This window comes from Pseudomonas sp. ANT_J28 (assembly GCF_008370005.1).
GTDB classification, from domain to species: Bacteria; Pseudomonadota; Gammaproteobacteria; order Pseudomonadales; family Pseudomonadaceae; genus Aquipseudomonas; species Aquipseudomonas frigoris.
In genome coordinates this window covers 76,195-93,374 of the sequence record NZ_VOBM01000008.1, presented here as the reverse complement: position 1 = coordinate 93,374, position 17,180 = coordinate 76,195, and the positions used below count along the sequence as shown (strand labels likewise).

General features: G+C 59.0%; 15 protein-coding genes and 1 tRNA gene. 4 read left to right on the top strand and 12 right to left on the bottom strand.

From position 1 onward, the window contains the following. Positions 1–22: 22 nt before the first annotated feature. Genes ctaD through FQ187_RS07605 form a run of 4 tightly spaced genes read left to right on the top strand, consistent with a single transcriptional unit; the run spans position 23 to position 3,532 of the window. On the top strand, positions 23–1,798 hold the full coding sequence (gene ctaD / locus FQ187_RS07620) for a cytochrome c oxidase subunit I (RefSeq protein ID WP_149629067.1): 1,776 nt from the start codon (positions 23–25) through the stop codon (positions 1,796–1,798). Beyond that, positions 1,795–2,481, top strand: coding sequence for a cytochrome c oxidase subunit 3 (locus tag FQ187_RS07615; RefSeq protein WP_149628993.1), 687 nt, complete (start codon positions 1,795–1,797; stop codon positions 2,479–2,481). Before ctaD ends, FQ187_RS07615 begins: the two co-directional genes overlap by 4 nt. A gap of 6 nt (positions 2,482–2,487) precedes the next feature. After that, positions 2,488–3,201, top strand: a complete 714-nt coding sequence (locus FQ187_RS07610; protein ID WP_149628992.1) for a heme-copper oxidase subunit III family protein — start codon at positions 2,488–2,490, stop codon at positions 3,199–3,201. 13 nt (positions 3,202–3,214) lie between these two features. Beyond that, positions 3,215–3,532 (top strand): cytochrome C oxidase subunit IV family protein, encoded by a 318-nt coding sequence (locus FQ187_RS07605; RefSeq protein WP_149628991.1) that lies wholly within the window; start codon positions 3,215–3,217, stop codon positions 3,530–3,532. A 32-nt stretch (positions 3,533–3,564) separates the two neighbouring features. Here the strand turns inward: FQ187_RS07605 and FQ187_RS07600 are convergent, their stop codons facing one another. The 12 genes from FQ187_RS07600 to FQ187_RS07545 all read right to left on the bottom strand — a co-directional run bounded on the left by FQ187_RS07600 (position 3,565) and on the right by FQ187_RS07545 (position 17,165). Then, entirely contained in the window at positions 3,565–4,125 is a 561-nt protein-coding gene (locus FQ187_RS07600; RefSeq protein WP_149628990.1) for a magnesium transporter, read from the bottom strand. 279 nt (positions 4,126–4,404) lie between these two features. Further along, a tRNA-Gly gene (locus tag FQ187_RS07595) sits at positions 4,405–4,478 on the bottom strand. A 180-nt stretch (positions 4,479–4,658) separates the two neighbouring features. Beyond that, a complete protein-coding gene (locus FQ187_RS07590) occupies positions 4,659–5,543 on the bottom strand; it encodes an alpha/beta fold hydrolase (RefSeq protein ID WP_149628989.1) in 885 nt (294 codons plus the stop codon). Between the two features lie 313 nt (positions 5,544–5,856). Further along, positions 5,857–6,549 (bottom strand): pseudouridine synthase, encoded by a 693-nt coding sequence (locus FQ187_RS07585; RefSeq protein WP_149628988.1) that lies wholly within the window; start codon positions 6,547–6,549, stop codon positions 5,857–5,859. A 56-nt stretch (positions 6,550–6,605) separates the two neighbouring features. Further along, positions 6,606–6,800: a cysteine-rich CWC family protein gene (locus FQ187_RS07580; RefSeq protein WP_008153014.1), complete on the bottom strand. Its 195-nt coding sequence runs from the start codon at positions 6,798–6,800 to the stop codon at positions 6,606–6,608. 6 nt (positions 6,801–6,806) lie between these two features. After that, on the bottom strand, positions 6,807–8,294 hold the full coding sequence (locus tag FQ187_RS07575) for a sensor domain-containing diguanylate cyclase (protein ID WP_149628987.1): 1,488 nt from the start codon (positions 8,292–8,294) through the stop codon (positions 6,807–6,809). 110 nt (positions 8,295–8,404) lie between these two features. Further along, positions 8,405–10,177, bottom strand: coding sequence for an allophanate hydrolase (gene atzF, locus FQ187_RS07570; RefSeq protein ID WP_149628986.1), 1,773 nt, complete (start codon positions 10,175–10,177; stop codon positions 8,405–8,407). Positions 10,178–10,202: 25 nt separating this feature from the next. Continuing rightward, the gene (gene uca, locus FQ187_RS07565; protein ID WP_149628985.1) at positions 10,203–13,865 is read right to left on the bottom strand and encodes an urea carboxylase; all 3,663 of its coding nucleotides are present in this window, start codon (positions 13,863–13,865) and stop codon (positions 10,203–10,205) included. Between the two features lie 306 nt (positions 13,866–14,171). Then, positions 14,172–14,813: an urea amidolyase associated protein UAAP2 gene (locus tag FQ187_RS07560; protein WP_149628984.1), complete on the bottom strand. Its 642-nt coding sequence runs from the start codon at positions 14,811–14,813 to the stop codon at positions 14,172–14,174. Between the two features lie 11 nt (positions 14,814–14,824). Beyond that, complete coding sequence (locus FQ187_RS07555) at positions 14,825–15,550, bottom strand: urea amidolyase associated protein UAAP1 (RefSeq protein ID WP_149628983.1); 726 nt, start codon at positions 15,548–15,550, stop codon at positions 14,825–14,827. Positions 15,551–15,564: 14 nt separating this feature from the next. Beyond that, positions 15,565–16,353 carry an ABC transporter ATP-binding protein gene (locus FQ187_RS07550; RefSeq protein WP_149628982.1) on the bottom strand — a complete coding sequence of 263 codons (789 nt, stop codon included), beginning with the start codon at positions 16,351–16,353 and terminating at the stop codon, positions 15,565–15,567. Further along, on the bottom strand, positions 16,350–17,165 hold the full coding sequence (locus tag FQ187_RS07545; RefSeq protein WP_149628981.1) for an ABC transporter permease: 816 nt from the start codon (positions 17,163–17,165) through the stop codon (positions 16,350–16,352). Before FQ187_RS07545 ends, FQ187_RS07550 begins: the two co-directional genes overlap by 4 nt. Between the last annotated feature and the right edge of the window lie 15 nt (positions 17,166–17,180).

Here is a 17,180-nt window from a genome sequence, read left to right as displayed (position 1 = left end):
ACTTCGACAGGAGGATGACGTGATGGCCTATGCGGAGCATGCCGAAACAGAAGCACTGCACGAACCCAAAAGTTTCCTGACCAAATATATCTGGAGTCAGGATCACAAGGTCATAGCCATTCAATATTCCTTGACGGCTCTGTTCGTGGGGCTTATCGCCATCGTGTTGTCTGACTTGATGCGCATACAGATAGGCTTCCCCGGTAGTTTGGCGTTCATGGACGCCAGTACTTACTATCAGGCGATGACCATGCACGGCATGATCATGGTCATTTACCTGCTGACGGCCTTGTTCCTGGGGGGCTTCGGCAATTATCTGATCCCGCTGATGGTGGGCGCCCGCGACATGGTCTTCCCCTATGTCAACATGCTGAGTTACTGGTTCTACCTGCTTGCGGTACTCGTGCTGCTCTCCAGTTTCTTTGTCCCTGGCGGCCCCACCGGTGCGGGCTGGACGCTCTATCCGCCACAGTCCATTTCTCAGGGGACACCAGGGGTCGAGTGGGGCATCGTCCTGATGCTCGTCTCACTGGCGATTTTTATTGTCGCAGCCACCATGGGCGGGTTGAACTACGTCACCACGGTGTTGCAGGCGCGCACGCATGGCATGACATTGTTTCGCATGCCGCTCTCCGTATGGGGAATCTTCATGGCCTCGATCATGGCCTTGCTGGCTTTCCCGGCGTTGTTCGTCAGTGCGGTCATGATGCTGTTTGACAAGCTGTTGGGCACCAGTTTCTTTATGCCAGCGATGGTCTCGCTGGGGCAGCAGCTCGATCACCAGGGTGGCAGCCCAATATTGTTCCAGCACTTGTTCTGGTTCTTCGGCCACCCGGAGGTCTACATCGTTGCTCTCCCTGCGTTTGGTCTGGTCTCCGACTTGATCAGCACGCATGCGCGTAAAAATATCTTCGGCTACCGAATGATGGTGTGGGCCATTATTGCGATTGGCGTACTCAGCTTTGTGGTCTGGGCGCACCATATGTATGTCAGCGGAATGAACCCGTACTTTGGCTTTTTCTTCGCCGTCACCACCTTGATCATCGCGGTGCCGACCGCGCTGAAAGTCTACAACTGGGTGCTGACCCTGTGGCGCGGCGACATTCATCTGACCGTGCCGATGCTGTTTGCCCTGGCCTTTATCGTCACTTTCCTGGTCGGCGGTCTGACCGGCTTGTTTCTGGGCAATGTGATCGTGGATATTCCGCTCTCGGACACCTATTTCGTTGTGGCTCATTTTCATATGGTGATGGGTGTCGCACCGGTACTGGTGGTGTTCGGCGGCATTTATCATTGGTTCCCGAAAGTCACCGGGCGTATGTTGAACGACACCCTGGGCAAGCTGCATTTCTGGATTACATTTCTGGGCACCTACGCCATCTTCTTCCCCATGCACTACCTGGGTTTCCAGGGCATGCCACGCCGTTACTACGCCTATGAAAACTACGCGTTCATCCCGCAGTCGGCGCAAGATTTGAATGCCTTCATTACGGTGGTCGCATTGGCCGTCGGCGTTTCCCAGTTGCTGTTCCTGTTTAACCTGGCCTGGAGTGTGTTTAAAGGCAGGCCCGCAGGCAGTAATCCCTGGGGCGCGGCCAGTCTGGAATGGCAAACGCCGAACACCCCGCCGATACACGGTAACTGGGGAGCGAAGCTGCCGGTCGTGCATCGCTGGGCCTATGACTACAGTGTGCCGGGGATAGAACAGGATTTTGTTCCGCAAACAGTCTCCGCCGAGGAGCTGGAGCACATGCGGCAACTGAGTGCCGGAACCAAGATAGCGGACGTTAAAACATGAGCCGAATGCTATTGAGAAACGCCGATGGCGCTGACCCCGGCGGCAGTTGGAGTCGCGATCCTGAAGGTATTCAGGCCGCCGCTGATAGAAGCCAAACTGCAAGAATAGGCCTGCGCTTGTTTCTGGCCGTGGTGAGTTCGTTATTCTTTCTCTTCCTGCTCGCCTTTATCGCCCGCTCACAAATGGCCGACTGGCTACCCCTGACAGACCCCTTGGCGCCGTTAGCCAATCCATGGCCGCTGTGGGTGAATTCGGCTTTTCTGGTATTGAGTTGCATCGCACTGCAGTGGTCGCGCATGGCCGCGCGACAGGCTCGACTGGACGCAACGGTCATTGGCTTTGTATTGGGGGGCGTATTTGCAATTGCCTTTCTGGTGGGACAATTCTGGGTCTGGCAGCAGTTTGTCGCCTGGGGCTACTTTGTCGCCAGCAATCCGGCCAACAGCTTCTTCTACCTGTTGACCGGTGTGCATGGGCTTCACCTGCTGGGCGGATTGATCGCCTGGGGCAGAACTGTCGCCAAATTCCTGCGTCATGTGCCGTTGCCGCAACTCAGCGCCAGCGTAGAACTCTGTACCATCTATTGGCATTACTTACTGGGTCTTTGGTTCGTGCTATTCGCTCTGCTGACCAGCACGCCGCAAACCTATGAAGTGATCGCCAGATTCTGCGGCCTGAGGTGAAAAGCCATGGCATCGCATTCACCCGCCCCAGGCGAGTCCAGTTCATCCAATCCACCCAGCTTGCCGCCTGCAGCAGGATGGCAGGGCATCGCCAGCGACTGGTCCTCGGATAAGGAGGCTTTCAAGCAGGTCCCCTGGGGCAAGGCGATGATGTGGATATTCCTGCTCAGCGATACCTTTATATTCACCTGTTTTTTAACCGGCTACATGTCGGTACGCATGACCATCACCACCGCCTGGCCGAACCCCAGTGAAGTGTTCGCATTGACGATCGGCGGTAGAGAAATCCCGCTTATTCTGATCGCCATCATGACCTTTGTGCTGATCAGCAGCAGCGGCACCATGGCCATGGCAGTCAATTTCGCCTATCGCCGTGATCGTGCGAAAACCACTGCCCTGATGCTGGCGACCGCTGCCTTGGGTGTGACCTTCGTCGGCATGCAGGCATTCGAATGGAGCAAGCTCATCGCAGAAGGGGTGCGTCCTTGGGGGAACCCTATGGGGGCGGCGCAGTTTGGTGCGAGCTTTTTCATGATTACCGGTTTCCACGGACTGCATGTGTCAATCGGCGCCATTTATCTCAGCATTGTGGCGATGAAAGTAATGCGGGGAGATTATGAGCGCTCCGGGAACTATCAGAACGTCGAGATAGCCGGGCTTTACTGGCACTTCGTGGATTTGGTGTGGGTGTTTATTTTTGCTTTCTTCTATTTATGGTAGAGGAGCACGGGTGATGGCACATGCTCAAGGTCAGCAACATCCGATCAGCTTGTACCTTAAAATCTGGGGGCTGTTATTCGTCCTCAGTACGATGTCGTATCTGGTCGACTACTTTCACTTCCATGGTTACCTTCGTTGGGCCCTGATTATCACTTTCATGTTGTTGAAGGCAGGTCTAATTGTCTCCATCTTCATGCACATGGCCTGGGAACGGTTGGCCATGGTCTACGCCATACTGGTGCCACCGTTGTGTTTGCTGGTGCTCATCGGGCTGATGGCTACCGAGGCGGACTATGTTTTCCTCAGCCGGGTCATTTTCTTCGGCCAATGAGCAGCTTCCGGATGGCCTTCAGTCTCCAGCGGCTAACCCGATATCACTCGCTTGAACTGATGCCATTTGTGCTGCCAGGCTACCGCCCAGTGGGGGGCTGCCGCTCCCGTGCCGGCAATCTCCAGCGTTGGGTGATGTCCGATAACCCCGTCCAATACCGACTCCTGATCCGGCTCGACATCTACGAAGAAAATATGTTTTCCCTCCTCTACCACCTGTTTAAAACTGCGGAAGCGAGTGTTTGGCACCTGGATACCAAAAAAACCGCCTTCCCAGATGCAGAACCCACATACAACAATGGCAAGAAAGATAAAAGGCATCCAGCCTGCGGCGGATTCGGTCCAGCCCAGCCAATAGGCGCAGCCAAGAACCAGCGCCGCTAGTGGCACACCGATCACTGCACCAATTTCGCCAGAATGGACAACATCCTGTTCCATTAACGAGTTAACTTCGTGAAGGTGATGTTGTTCAACATCGGCAACGTGTTCACTGAGCACATGAATTTGTTCGGAATTGATGCCGCTGGCTTCCAGCTCATTTTCAACGGCTTCAAGATCGTCGAGATTGTTGCTGATGTAATAGTGTCGATTCATGCCACACCTCCCATCTCGTGCTTGCCGTAGACCTCCTTTGTCTTGCAGCTGCCAGTCGAGATTTGCAGTCGGTATCAGTACCCGTGGGCAAAGTTCCACCCTTCATTCAAGCCATAAAAAAGTATAGCACTGCATATCATTCAGGCATGGGTACGCAAGCTTGCCGTCTGATTTCCCGGTACCCCAAATCCTGGACACAAAAAAACCGGTCACAACGGACCGGTTTTTGTGTTCCTGCATCTCCCGTCAAAACCCTCCTGACGTGAGACTAAATTCGATTGGAGCGGGTGAAGGGAATCGAACCCTCGTTATCAGCTTGGGAAGCTGGAGTAATGCCATTATACGACACCCGCTCAGAGCGGCTGACTTTGTACCAGATGTGGGCGTGGAAATGAAGTTTTTCTTTGCGTGGGACGGCTTTAGCGCAGGTGAAACAAAACACAGACCGGGTGGCGGTCTATCGCGGGCAAGCCTTGCTCCTACAGGAATGCATTCTACACTGTAGGGCGGGGCCTGCTCGCGATGACGCTGTTTCAGATGGCCAATGCATGTTGGTCCTGGACGTAGTGATAACGCGGTCGACTTTCGTGTTGCGAAGGTTTCAGAAAGCCCAGCAATGCGTTGCGGCTGTCTCGGCAAGCAGCTTTGTGTTCCATGTCGAGAAAGTGGCCGGTGGCCTGCAGGGTGGTGAAAGTAGCGTGTTGCACATGGTTGCCGAACAGTTGAGCGCCGTCGGCAGCGGTGTACTCGTCCCATTCGCCGTTCATGAACAGCACCGGCACGTTGATTTTCTCCGCGGCTTTGAAGAAGCACTGGCGATCACTGTGCAGCAGATCGCTGATGTGGAAATGCATCTGCCCGTATTCATGCTCGGCCAGAGAGCTGACGTGCCGATAATTGAAACGCTTGAACAGTGTCGGCAGGTGTTTGCCGATGGTGCTGTTCACCAGGTTGCCGACCCGGTCACCGTCCCGGCTGCCGAGGTAGTCGATGCCGCGCTCCAGGTAATCGAGCATGTGCGCGTTGATCTCCGGAGAGAACGAGCTGATCACGGCTTTTTCGATGCGTCGTGGCTGGTGGGCCAGGGCGACCAGTGTCGCGGCGCCACCCCAGGAAAACGACAGCACGTGTTCGGCGGCGAAGTGGTCGATCAGCTCCAGGAGGATCTGCCCTTCGATTTCCTTGGTCAGCAATTTCTCGTGCAGGTTGTGGGCTTTCGACTTGCCCGCGTAGGGCTGGTCGTAGCAAACCACATTGAACTGCGGGTGAAGGTTTTTCACGGTTTGTGCAAACGACGCAGTCGTGGCCATCGAGCCGTTGACCAGAATAATGGTCTTCTCTGCGGCGTCTGCGCGATAGAACTCCGTGTAAACCCGATACTGACCCTGTATATCCAGCACAGCGATTTCTGGCCTCATGTCATAAGACTCCTGGCAAGCGGGTATGCGTGCAAATCAGATTGCACGAGCTTTGTGACAGGTAGGCATACGCCTGGAATTTGAGAGGCCCATGTCGATCCATTGCAGTCCGGTCGACGGGTATTGTTATTGGCGGGCAGTCTGCCGGGGGAAAGCGGAACCTGAGGGTTCTCTACCGGCAAAAAGTTTCTTGGAAGCATGTTGTGACTAGTCGGTCACATTTCGGCCGACGTCCTGATTCAAGCAGGGGTCACGTCATCGCGCAAGTATCTTTGGCAAATTGTTCGACAACTTCTGCTGAGTGGTCGCCTGCTTAGATCAATTGAATCTCTTCGGTGCGTAATGCGCGGTACTCGCCCGGTTTCAGGGCACTGTCGAGCACCAGCGGGCCCATGCTTTCACGGTGCAGGCGCAGCACCTTGTTGTCGAAATGGCCGAACATCCGTTTCACCTGATGATAACGGCCCTCGACGATGCTCAGTCGTGCGGATGTTGGTCCGAGTACGGCCAGCCCGGCGGGTTGGGTGGTGAGGTCTTCGAAGGCGAAGTACAGGCCTTCGGTGAATTTCAAAGCGTATTCCGGGCCAATCTCTTGCTCGGTCTCTACGTAGTAGACCTTGGGCAGTTTGGTTTGCGGCTGGGTCAGGCGTCGCGACCAGCCGCCATCATTGGTGATCAGCATCAGGCCGGTGGTGTTGAAGTCCAGGCGCCCGGCGATGTGCAGGTCCTCCTTGTCCGGTTCATGGATCAGGTCGAGCACGGTCGGGTGTTGCGTATCGCGGGTGGCGCTGACGCAGCCAGAAGGTTTGTGCAGCATGAAGTAGCGTGCAGGCTTGCCGACTTGCAGCAGCTCATCGTCGACTTCCACGCGGCTGAATTCCAGTACGTCGGCGTGAGGGTCGCTGACGACTTTTCCGTCGATCCTGACGCGCTTTTCCACCAACAACAGACGCACCTGCTTACGGTTGAAGCGCGGCAGGTTGCTGAGGAAACGGTCAATGCGCATGACTAGGGATCGGTAGGAAAGGGGCGCGTATCTTACGTGATCGGTTGTGCGGTTGCTTACAGCTGCGCCTCGACTTGCGCGCAGCGTGGGCACAAACAGGATTTGTCGCGCAGTTCGGGCGGCAGTGCTTCGAGCACCGCCGGGTCGATGCTGACGCCGTAGCACCAGCAGGCCCGATCGGCGGTTCGCGGGTCGGCCAGAGTGCAGTCGTTGGAGGCGCCGCAGGCCGGACAGAAATCTGGCTTATTCATATAGGGTTATTCATAACTGGAGTGAGGCATTTCCACGCAGGTGCGGTTACGACCGGCTTGCTTGGCCCGGTACATCGCATGATCGGCCCTCGAGAGCAGCGTGTGCAAGGTGTCATCGGTCTGCAGGGTGGTCAGGCCGATGCTCACGGTCAGATGCAAGGCCTTATCGTTGTAGGCATAACGCTGTTGCTCGACATGCTGACGAATTTTCTCTGCGATCATCAGACCGGTCTCACCATCAGTGTCCTTGAGCAATACCATAAATTCCTCCCCGCCCCAACGGCAGACGATGTCGGAGTGCCGCAGGCAACTCTCCAGATCCCGTGCAAAGCCGATCAGTACCTGATCGCCGGCAAGGTGACCGTAGGTGTCGTTCAAAACCTTGAAGTGGTCCAGATCCAGCAACAACGCGGTCAGCGGTTTGGGCTCGCGCTGGGCTTCGTGCATGGCTTGCGCCGCCAACAGGTCGAAACCGCGGCGGTTCGGCAATTCGGTCAGGCTGTCGAGGATCGCCTGGGCCTGGATCTTGCCCTGGTAGCGCTTGATCACCCGGTTGAGCAGGGCCAGCACAATCAGCGTGACGATCAGGCAGATCAAGAGGTTGAGGTACAGCGACTGGCGGATTTCACTGAGGGCGCCGTCTTCGCGTTTGTCGACGAACAAGTACCAGTTCAGCTCCGGAATGAAACGCACATTGAGGAAATGTCCCTGGCCCCGGACGGAATATTCGTAGCTACCGCTGTGAGGTTTGGGCAGTTGGCTGACCAGGTCCTTCATGCTGTCGAGCTCGCCGAGGGTCCGACCGATCCGCGCGCCCTCTGGGCCACCCTCGGCGCCCGTCAGTACCAGGCGCCCGAATTTGTCGACGAAAAACACGCTGCGTTGATAACGCTGCTGATACTTGTCGATCAGCTTGATCACCGCATCGACTGTCAGACCGACGCCGGCCGCGCCAATGAAACGGTTGTTGTAGTCGTAGACCTTGTAGTTGATGAAGAAGGTCAGGTTGTCCTTGTTGGCAAGGTCCGGGTCGACATTGATCTCGTAGGGATCGGCCATGTCTCGTACGCGGAAATACCACGCATCGCGGGGTTCAGTGGCTTTGACCTGTTTGAGTACGCCCTTGGCGTGGTAGTAGGTGAGGCTGGTGTTGGAGACGAAAAATGCGGTGTAGGCGCCATAGTGGGTCATGACCTCGTTGAGGTAACGGGTCATTTTATCGGGATCTTGCTCGCCGTTTACCACCCAGTCACGCATGAAGGTGTCGCGGGACATCATTGAGGAAATCAGGATCGGTCTGACGAGGTCTTTCTGGATTTCCGAGTAGACCGTGTCCGACGTCAGCGGCAGTTCGGTGTTGATGATGTTGTCGCGGATCGACGCTCGCGAGGCGTAGTAACTGAGGAAAGACGTGGCGAGAAAACCTGCACCCAGCAGCGCGATCAGCGTGAGGACCAACGAACGTTGCGAATACAGCGGCGAGCGAAGCGGCATGACGATTCCGTTGGCAGTGACCCGATGGCAGGCATTCTAATGGCACCGCCGGGAAATAACTGTTCTATGTGCAGGGCGAATGATCCGTACACACGCCCCACCGAAATAGATCATTGAGCAAGGTAACGCCGCCACCCACCCAAGTGACTGATATCCACCGCTCCCTCCAACCCATACGCCTCACAAATAAACCCACTCTCCCAACGCCCATCCGCCAGTTGCACTTTGCCCAACCCTAGTGGCGCCGCAATACCGGTCAGAAAAGAACCCAGCTCATGGCTCGGCAGTTCCCAAACCTCCACGGCAATCGCCACACCCCCGACCTTCACGCGAACCATCCCGGGACGAAATGGCGGGCCGCCGGCCAGGGCATACAGTTGATAGTCCGGCGAGCTGAACGTCGTCTCGACCAGTCGAGCCCCGCGGTGTTTGAGCTGCCAATTCAGCGCCAACCCATCCAGATGCGCGCCACACACCACCAATCGCGCCCGGTCATTACGTGCGACAGCCGACGGAAGCGGTGTCGCCAAACCTTGCTGACGCTGCAAGGCATGCGCCACACCCAATAAATACTGATCAGTAAACGCCCGTCCGAACAACGTCACGCCCCAAGGCAAACCATTGCCCATGAAACCGCTGGGCACGGCGACGGCGGCGTAATCGAGCAGGTTCATGAAGTTGGTGTAGTAGCCCAGTTCCGAATTGCGCAGCACCGGTTCGGCATCCAGTTCCGCCCGCGTGACGGGGCGGCCGATGGTGGGTGTGAGCACGCAGTCGAGGCCTTCCAGCGCCTGGTCGCACAGGGCTTTCAGCGCTTGCAGCTGGTACTGGGCGCGGAAGGTTTGCACGCCGCTCACTGCCGGTGCCTTGGCCAGCACCGCGCGAATCACCGGCAGTACGGCTTCAGGGTTTTGCTCCATCAATTCGCCGGCGACGCTGTAGCGCTCGGCCACCCACGGCCCTTCATAGAGCAACCGCGCAGCCTCAAGGAACGGCGACAAATCCAGTTCCACGGCTTCACCGCCCAACGCCTTGAGCTGATCGATGGCGTCACCAAACAACAACGGGCCTTCAGGGCAGCCGAAGAACTCCAGATCCTGAGCACGCGGCACGCCAAAGCGAAAGGGGCGAGGTGCACCAAACGCCGAGCCGTCATTCCACAACGGATTACTGCGGCTGTATTCATCGCGGGGATCAAGGTGCGCAGTGAGCGCGAGCAACTGACTGGCTTCCCGAGCAGTCGCGGTGAACGTGGTCACGCAATCGAGGGTGCGGCAGGCCGGAACCACACCCGCTGTAGAGATCAATCCTTTAGTGGCTTTCAACCCCACCAGATTGTTCAGCGCCGCCGGCACACGCCCGGAACCTGCCGTGTCCGTACCCAAGGAAAAACTCGCCACGCCGAGCGCCACCGCCAGCGACGACCCGGCGCTGGAACCGCCCGATGGATATTCCGGCAACACGCTGTTCGGGCACGCGCCATACGGTGAGCGACTGCCATTTAGCCCGGTGGCGAACTGGTCGAGGTTGGTCTTGCCCAACGGAATCGCGCCCAGCGCCAGCAATTGCTCGACGATGGTCGCCGAACGTTCCGGCACGTAGGCAAACGCCGGGCACGCCGCGGTCGTCGGAATGCCCGCCAGGTCGATGTTGTCCTTGATCGCGAACGGCACGCCGAACAGCGGCAAGCTGTCGGGGTCGCGACCGTCGAGCGCGGCAAGGTACGGCTCCAGTTCTTCAACGCTGAGTAAGTGGATGAACAGGTGATAATCCGGGTTCAGCGCCGCGGCTTTGTCGCGCAAGCTCGGCAGCAATTGACGGGGCGTGATGTTACCGATGCGATAAGCGCTGCGCAGGGCGTCGAGTTGCAGATTGATGTTCATGGCTGTAATCCTTTTCAAAATGGGTTCAGTCGATTTCCAGCACCACGACGCGCTGTCCGGCGCGCACCGCCGAACCCGGTTGCACGCGAATCTCGCGCACCACTCCGGCCATGGGTGCGAGCAGCGGGATTTCCATCTTCATTGACTCCAGAATCACCAGCACATCACCGGCGGCGACCCGGCTGCCGGTTTCAACCTGAACCTGCCAAAGGTTGCCGGCGATGTGGCTGTCGACGCTCTGTTGACCGCTGGCCAGCGGTGCGTCTTCGGTCACTTCCGGGACAAGTTCTTCACTGTCGAAATGCGCCTGGCCACTGGCGATCCAGCGCTCGCGTTCGGCGTTGAACGCGCCTTTTTGCTGATCGCGAAACGCGGCAATGCTCTCGGCTTCCTTCGTCAGGAAGGCTTGGTAATCCGCCAGATTCAGCTGACTGTGCTCGATGTTCAGATCGAAGCGCCCGAGTGGGAAATCCCGTCGAATGCGCAGCAGCTCATCGGCACTGACCGGGTAGAAACGGATCTGATCGAAGAAGCGCAGCAGCCACGGTTTGCCATCGAATGCGGCGACCTCGCGATAGCGATTCCACATCTGCAACGTGCGGCCGACGAACTGATAACCACCAGGGCCTTCCATGCCGTACACGCACATGTAGGCGCCACCGATGCCCACCGAGTTTTCCGCGGTCCAGGTGCGGGCAGGGTTGTACTTGGTGGTCACCAGACGATGACGCGGATCGAGCGGCGTGGCGACCGGCGCACCGAGGTAGACGTCGCCCAGGCCCATCACCAGGTAGCTGGCGTCGAACACCGTGCGCTGCACTTCGTCGAGGTTTGGCAGGTCGTTGATGCGGCGGATGAACTCCAAGTTGCTTGGGCACCACGGGGCGTCCTTGCGCACGGTGGTCATGTATTTTTCGATGGCCAGCTGGCAGGCCGGGTCGTCCCAGGACAACGGCAGATGGACGATGCGCGAGGGCACTTGCAGGTCCTTGGCGGCGCACACGGCGTCCCATTCGCCGGCGACGATGCCGAGCAGATCGGCCAGCGGCAGTTGTTCAGGTTGGTAGTGCACTTGCAGCGAGCGGATGCCTGGGGTGAGGTCGATGACGCCGTGCAGGTTTTGGCTTTCCAGTGCTTGCATCAGGGCGTGGGCGCGGAAGCGTAGGACGAGGTCAAGTTCGGGGGCGCCGATTTCCAGCAGCAGATGAGTGTCCCCAGACAATCTCGCCACCAGCCGCGTATCGTCCTGACCCAAATCCAACACCACAGGCGACTCAATCCCCTGTGGGAGTGGCGGTGTGACGATTCGACTTGCTCGCGAAGAGGGCATGTCAGTCGACATTGATGTGTCTGACATACCGCTTTCGCGAGCAAGCCCGCTCCCACAGGGGGTATTCCATTTCAAGGCGAGGTTGCGGGCGGTCTTCAGGTCGACGGGGAGGAACTGCACTTTGTCCCCAGCCTTGAGTTGCCCAAGCTGCCAAAGGTCGGCTTCGATCACCGTCACTGGGCAGACAAAACCGCCGAGGCTAGGGCCATCGGGACCAAGGATTACCGGCATGTCACCGGTGAAATCCACCGCACCAATGGCGTACGGATTGTCATGGATATTCGACGGATGCAGACCCGCTTCGCCACCATCGGCACGCACCCATTCAGGCTTCGGCCCGATCAACCGCACACCCGTTCGGCTGGAGTTGAAATGTACTTCCCACTGGGTGGCGAAGAAGGTGCCGATGTAGTTTTCGGTGAAGTATTCCGGCGCGCCGTGAGGGCCGTAGATCACCCGGATCTGCCGCGCCGCAGGTAGCGCGGTGACCTGTTTTTCTTCCAGTTGTTGACCCGCGCTGCGGTCGCTCAAGGTCGGTATATGCAACACATCACCAGCTCGCAAGGCGCGACCACCATGCCCGCCAAACTGGCCGAGGGTGAAGGTACTTTTGCTGCCCAGATAATCTGGAACCTGAAGGCCACCGCGCAGGCACAGATAGCTGCGGGCGCCTGCACCGGCAATCGTGCCGAGGCTCAATGTCGCCCCCCCCGGAACCCGCAGCGCGGTGTTCATCGGTACGGGTTCACCGTTCAGCGTCAATGGAATCACCGCACCGGTGACCGCCACAACCGCATCGCAATTGAAGCGCAGCAACGGGCCGCTCATGGTGATTTCCAGCGCCGCTGCACCTTCATCGTTGCCCAGCAGACGGTTGCCCGAACGCAACGCACGACTGTCCATCGGCCCCGACGGTGGCACGCCCACTGCCCAGTAACCGAGGCGGCCGGGATAGTCCTGAACGCTGGTCTGAGTGCCGGCGCTGAGCACTTCAAACGTGTTGGCCTGATACACCAAGCCTTCCAGGCAACGGGTCCACGGCTGGCCGCTGGCGAAAGGCACATCGAGCAGAATCTGCCGCAAATAATCGCGGTTGGTTTCCACCCCGTAGAGCTGGGTGTCGCCCAACGCCTGATGCAGATCGGCGCGGGCTTCTTCACGGGTCGGCGCCCAACTGATGACTTTGGCGATCATGGGATCGAAGTACGGTGGAATCTCGCAACCGGCCTCGACCCACGTGTCAATGCGCAGGTGTTTGCCATCGGCGGCTGGGAAGTTCACAGCGGTCAGCAAGCCCGGGCTCGGCTGAAATTCGCGGCCCGGATCTTCCGCATAAAGCCGTGCCTGAATCGCATGGCCGCAGGCTTCCAAACCTTGGCTCAACTCGCTCAACGGCGGCAAATCCCCGGCTCCCAGTTCCACCATCCAGCGCACCAGATCCACGCCCCAGACTTGCTCGGTGACGCCGTGCTCCACCTGCAAACGGGTGTTCACTTCGAGAAAGTAGAAACGCTGATCCTCGCTGTCGAAAACGAATTCAACGGTGCCGGCGCTGCGGTAATTTACCGCTTTCGCCAGTTTGATCGCCGCGGCACACAGCTCCTCAGTCATGCCCTCGGGCAGATTCGGCGCCGGGGTTTCTTCGAGGACTTTCTGGTTGCGGCGCTGCACCGAGCAGTCGCGCACGCCGAGGGCAATCACTTCACCCTGGCCGTCGCCGAACACCTGGACTTCCAGATGTCGGGCGAGCTGGATGTACTTTTCGATGAACACCCCGGCGTCGCTGAAGTTGTTCTGGCCGAGGCGTTTGACGGCTTCAAAGGATTCACTCAATTCGGCAGCGCTGCGGCACACGCGCATGCCGATGCCGCCACCGCCGGCGGTGCTTTTGAGCATCACCGGGTAGCCGACCTGTTCGCCCGCAATCAGCGCCGCGTCGAGGCTGTCGAGCAACTCGGTGCCTTCGAGCATCGGCACGCCGTGTTGCTTGGCCAAGGCGCGCGCGGTGTGTTTGAGGCCGAACACTCGCAGCTGCTCTGGCGTCGGGCCGATGAAGGCGATGTTGGCGGCTTGGCAGGCTTCGGCGAACGCGGCGTTTTCCGAGAGAAAACCGTAGCCGGGATGGATCGCCGTAGCGCCGGTGGATTTGGCGATGGCGAGGATTTTTTCGACGGCCAGATAGGTGCCGGTGGCTGCGCCTTCACCGAGGCTGTGGGCTTCATCGGCTTGCAGGATGTGCAAACTGGCGGCATCGGCTTCGGAGTAAACGGCAACGCCCTGGACCTGCAACTCACGCAGGGTGCGCAGGATGCGACAGGCAATGGCGCCACGGTTGGCAATCAGGATTTTTTCGAACATGGCATAACCCCCGGAGGCGATAGCGCATCAGCCTCGACTTGGGATGCGGGCCGTCCCGCAGTTTTTCGTTAGGCGCCAGGGTCGTCCCCGACGGCAAAAACAGTTCGCTTCAAACCACCGCGTAACCCTGTGGGAGCGGGCTTGCTCGCGAAGGCGGAGTGTCAGTCGACATTAATGTTGAATGTGACGGCCCCTTCGCGAGCAAGCCCGCTCCCACAGTAGATTTAGGGTGTTCTTACTGTTTGATGCACTGGCCTGAACGGGCCTGGCACAGGGCAAACAACCATCTACGTAACCGCACGAATTTCAGTTCCATACCAGCAGCTCCGCAGGGGTGGGGTTATAGGCATTGCATGGATTGTTCAGTTGCGGGCAGTTGGAGATCAGCACGATCACGTCCATCTCGGCCCGCAGGTCGACGTACTTGCCCGGCGCCGAAATCCCGTCTTCAAACGTCAGCCCGCCATCCGCCGTGACCGGTACGTTCATGAAGAAGTTGATGTTCGGCCCGATGTCGCCCTTGCCCAGTCGTCCATCGTGGACGCAGGCGCGCAAGTAGTTATCGCGGCAGCTGTGCATGTAGCGTTTCTCCAACGCGTAACGCACGGTGTTGCTCTCTTGCGCGCAGGCACCGCCGAGGGTGTCGTGACGGCCGCAGGTGTCGGCGACGATGGTCAGCATCGGCTTGCCGAGGTTGGAATAGAGCACGCTGCCGGTGCTCAGGTAGACGCTGTTCTGTCGGCGCAACGTGCGTTGCACGTCGTAGCGCTCCTTTGGGTTGGCAACGCTGTAGAACAAGGTGTCGACGGCCTGATTGCCTTCCTGGTCGAGGATGCGCAAAGTCTGGCCAGACTTGACCTCCATCAGCCACGGTTCACCGGCCGGGATGGTGGCGCGGTAGATCGCGGTTTCGGGCAGCTGTTGAGCGGTAGCGATTGCGAGTGACATGGCAGCGATCCTCAGGCGAACAGACGGGCGGTGTTGATGAAGCCGCGCTCGTTTTCCGGGCGCGAGGTGCGGCAGTGTTCGGCGACGCTGGCATCGGCGTTCATCCAGCTCAACTTCAATGGTTTCGGCGCGTACTCAGGCGAAGGGTCCATCGGATGTTGCAGGGCGGTGAGCACCACCAGCGTGTCCATCGGCGCATACAACTCGATGTAGTCACCGGCCCTGGAATTGCCTTCGACGAAGTGAAAATGCCCGGCCTCATCGACGTTCACCCGGCTGAACAAGTTTAAGGTCATCAGCAAATCGGACAGGCCCAAACCCCACTTGCCCAGCTCCACCAACAGGTTGTCGGTGCCGTTGCGGAAGAAGCCGTTGCGCAGTTCCTGATAGCGGCCCTGGCCGTATTTTTCCGCGACCTCTTCAGCGCAGAGCACACCGCCGAGGCTGTCGCTCCAGCCGCAGGTGTCAGCAGTGATGGCGGCCAGCACGCGGCCCATGTCCGAATACAGGCAATGGCCGGTGGTGAGCTTGGCGGTGTGTTGGCATTTGAGGCTGTCGGGCAGGTTCAGGCGTTCGGTTTTCTCGTTAGCGTTGAGCAGCGTCAGGCTGACGTTGGCACCCCCTTGCAGGTCGGTCAGACGCAGCAATTGACCGCGTTTCAACACGAAAGAACGATGGCCGCCGCCGGGGAGCATTTCTTCGGCGAAGGGCGGGAACAGTTGGGTCGAATCAGTCATGTGCAAAAGTCCTCTTAAGCGGTACGAAGCGTGCCTGCCAGCTCAGCCGGCAAGGCGTCGACGGCGGCGCGATGGGCGCGGCGGTCGCTGTTCAAAGGGATGTCGTAAGTGATGCGGGCGCCATAGGCACCGGGGGCATGCGGGTCGACGCGGACCTTGTCGAACACCAACAGGCGAGTGCCGAGGCTGAAGCCTTCGGACAGGTCGTGGGTGACCATGAACACCGTCAGTTGCGTCTCGCGCCACAGCTCCAGCAGCAAACCGTGCATGTCTTTGCGGATGCCCGGATCGAGCGCGCCGAACGGTTCGTCGAGCAGCAACACGCGCGGCTTCATGATCAGCGCCTGGGCAATCGCCAGTCGTTGTTGCATGCCGCCGGAGAGTTGCGCCGGGTACTTGTCCAGCGAGTGACCGAGACCGACTTTGTGCAGCAACACGGAGGCTTGTTCGCATGCGTCTTTTTTAGCGCTGCCGAACAACCGCCCGAGCAGTGGCGAACGTGGCAGTTCAAGTCCCAGGACGACGTTGTCCAGAACCGTCAGGTGCGGGAACACCGAGTAGCGCTGAAACACCACGCCACGGCTGGCATCCGGCTCGCCGGCCAAGGCCTGGCCGTCGAGCAGAATCTCGCCGCGACTGGCGCGTTCCTGGCCGAGCAACAGCCGCAGGAAGGTCGATTTGCCGCAACCTGATGCGCCGACCAAGGTGCAGAATTCACCCTCGTTGACGTTCAGATTCAGCCCTTCGAGCACCACCTGATCGGCGTATTGCTGCCAGACGTTTTTCACCGTGATGAAGCTCATGCGCGGGCCCCCTCATACCAAGGGAACGCCCGTTGGGTCAGGCGCTTCATGCCCCAATCCATCAGCCAGGCGAGCAGGGTGATCCACACCACGTAGGGCAAAATCACGTCCATCGCCAGGTAACGGCGCACCAGGAAAATCCGGTAACCGAGGCCGTCGGTGGAGGCGATGGCTTCGGCGGCGATCAGGAACAACCACGCCGAGCCAAGCATCAGCCGCAGCGAGATCAACAAGCGTGGCAGCAATTGCGGCAGCACCACACGCAGCATCAGTGTCCAGGTCGAGGCGCCGAGGGTCTGGGCCTTGATCAGCAACTCGACCGGTATTTCCCGGGCGCGTTGCTCCAGATCGCGAGCGAGGCACGGGGTGATGCCGATCACGATCAGCATCACTTTCGACAATTCCCCCAGCCCGAACACGATGAACAGAATCGGCAGAATCGCCAGCGGCGGCACCATCGACAGCACCGTCAGCAACGGCGACAACGGCGCGCCGAACAGCGGCAGCGTACCGGCGGCAATCCCCAGGCACAGCCCGGCCAGCGCGCTGATGCCGAGGCCGATGGCCAGGCGTCGCAGGCTTGAAGCGGTGTCTTGCCACAACACGTATTCACCGGTGCGGGTGTCGGCGGTGAACGCCAGGCGTTTCACCGCGTCGGTCATCTGCACGGCGCTCGGCAACAGCTTGTCATTGGGGTTGTCCGTCAGCCGCTCGGCCGAGCCCATGAAGTAGGCGAACAGCACTAGGGCGAACGGCAGGATCACCAATAGCAGGCGACTCGGGCGATCCGGGTGGCGATTGATCAGGCGCATGGCCAGGTCCTCCTG

What these genes read in the sequence shown, in the direction of transcription:
- FQ187_RS07610 (WP_149628992.1), top strand. Translation starts at nt 2,488, where the DNA reads ATGGCATCGCATTCACCCGCCCCAGGCGAGTCCAGTTCATCCAATCCA.
- FQ187_RS07550 (WP_149628982.1), bottom strand. Translation starts at nt 16,353, where the DNA reads ATGAGCTTCATCACGGTGAAAAACGTCTGGCAGCAATACGCCGATCAG.
- uca (WP_149628985.1), bottom strand. Translation starts at nt 13,865, where the DNA reads ATGTTCGAAAAAATCCTGATTGCCAACCGTGGCGCCATTGCCTGTCGC.
- FQ187_RS07575 (WP_149628987.1), bottom strand. Translation starts at nt 8,294, where the DNA reads ATGCCGCTTCGCTCGCCGCTGTATTCGCAACGTTCGTTGGTCCTCACG.
- ctaD (WP_149629067.1), top strand. Translation starts at nt 23, where the DNA reads ATGGCCTATGCGGAGCATGCCGAAACAGAAGCACTGCACGAACCCAAA.
- FQ187_RS07585 (WP_149628988.1), bottom strand. Translation starts at nt 6,549, where the DNA reads ATGCGCATTGACCGTTTCCTCAGCAACCTGCCGCGCTTCAACCGTAAG.
- FQ187_RS07545 (WP_149628981.1), bottom strand. Translation starts at nt 17,165, where the DNA reads ATGCGCCTGATCAATCGCCACCCGGATCGCCCGAGTCGCCTGCTATTG.
- FQ187_RS07590 (WP_149628989.1), bottom strand. Translation starts at nt 5,543, where the DNA reads ATGAGGCCAGAAATCGCTGTGCTGGATATACAGGGTCAGTATCGGGTT.
- atzF (WP_149628986.1), bottom strand. Translation starts at nt 10,177, where the DNA reads ATGAACATCAATCTGCAACTCGACGCCCTGCGCAGCGCTTATCGCATC.
- FQ187_RS07615 (WP_149628993.1), top strand. Translation starts at nt 1,795, where the DNA reads ATGAGCCGAATGCTATTGAGAAACGCCGATGGCGCTGACCCCGGCGGC.
- FQ187_RS07555 (WP_149628983.1), bottom strand. Translation starts at nt 15,550, where the DNA reads ATGACTGATTCGACCCAACTGTTCCCGCCCTTCGCCGAAGAAATGCTC.
- FQ187_RS07600 (WP_149628990.1), bottom strand. Translation starts at nt 4,125, where the DNA reads ATGAATCGACACTATTACATCAGCAACAATCTCGACGATCTTGAAGCC.
- FQ187_RS07560 (WP_149628984.1), bottom strand. Translation starts at nt 14,813, where the DNA reads ATGTCACTCGCAATCGCTACCGCTCAACAGCTGCCCGAAACCGCGATC.
- FQ187_RS07580 (WP_008153014.1), bottom strand. Translation starts at nt 6,800, where the DNA reads ATGAATAAGCCAGATTTCTGTCCGGCCTGCGGCGCCTCCAACGACTGC.
- FQ187_RS07605 (WP_149628991.1), top strand. Translation starts at nt 3,215, where the DNA reads ATGGCACATGCTCAAGGTCAGCAACATCCGATCAGCTTGTACCTTAAA.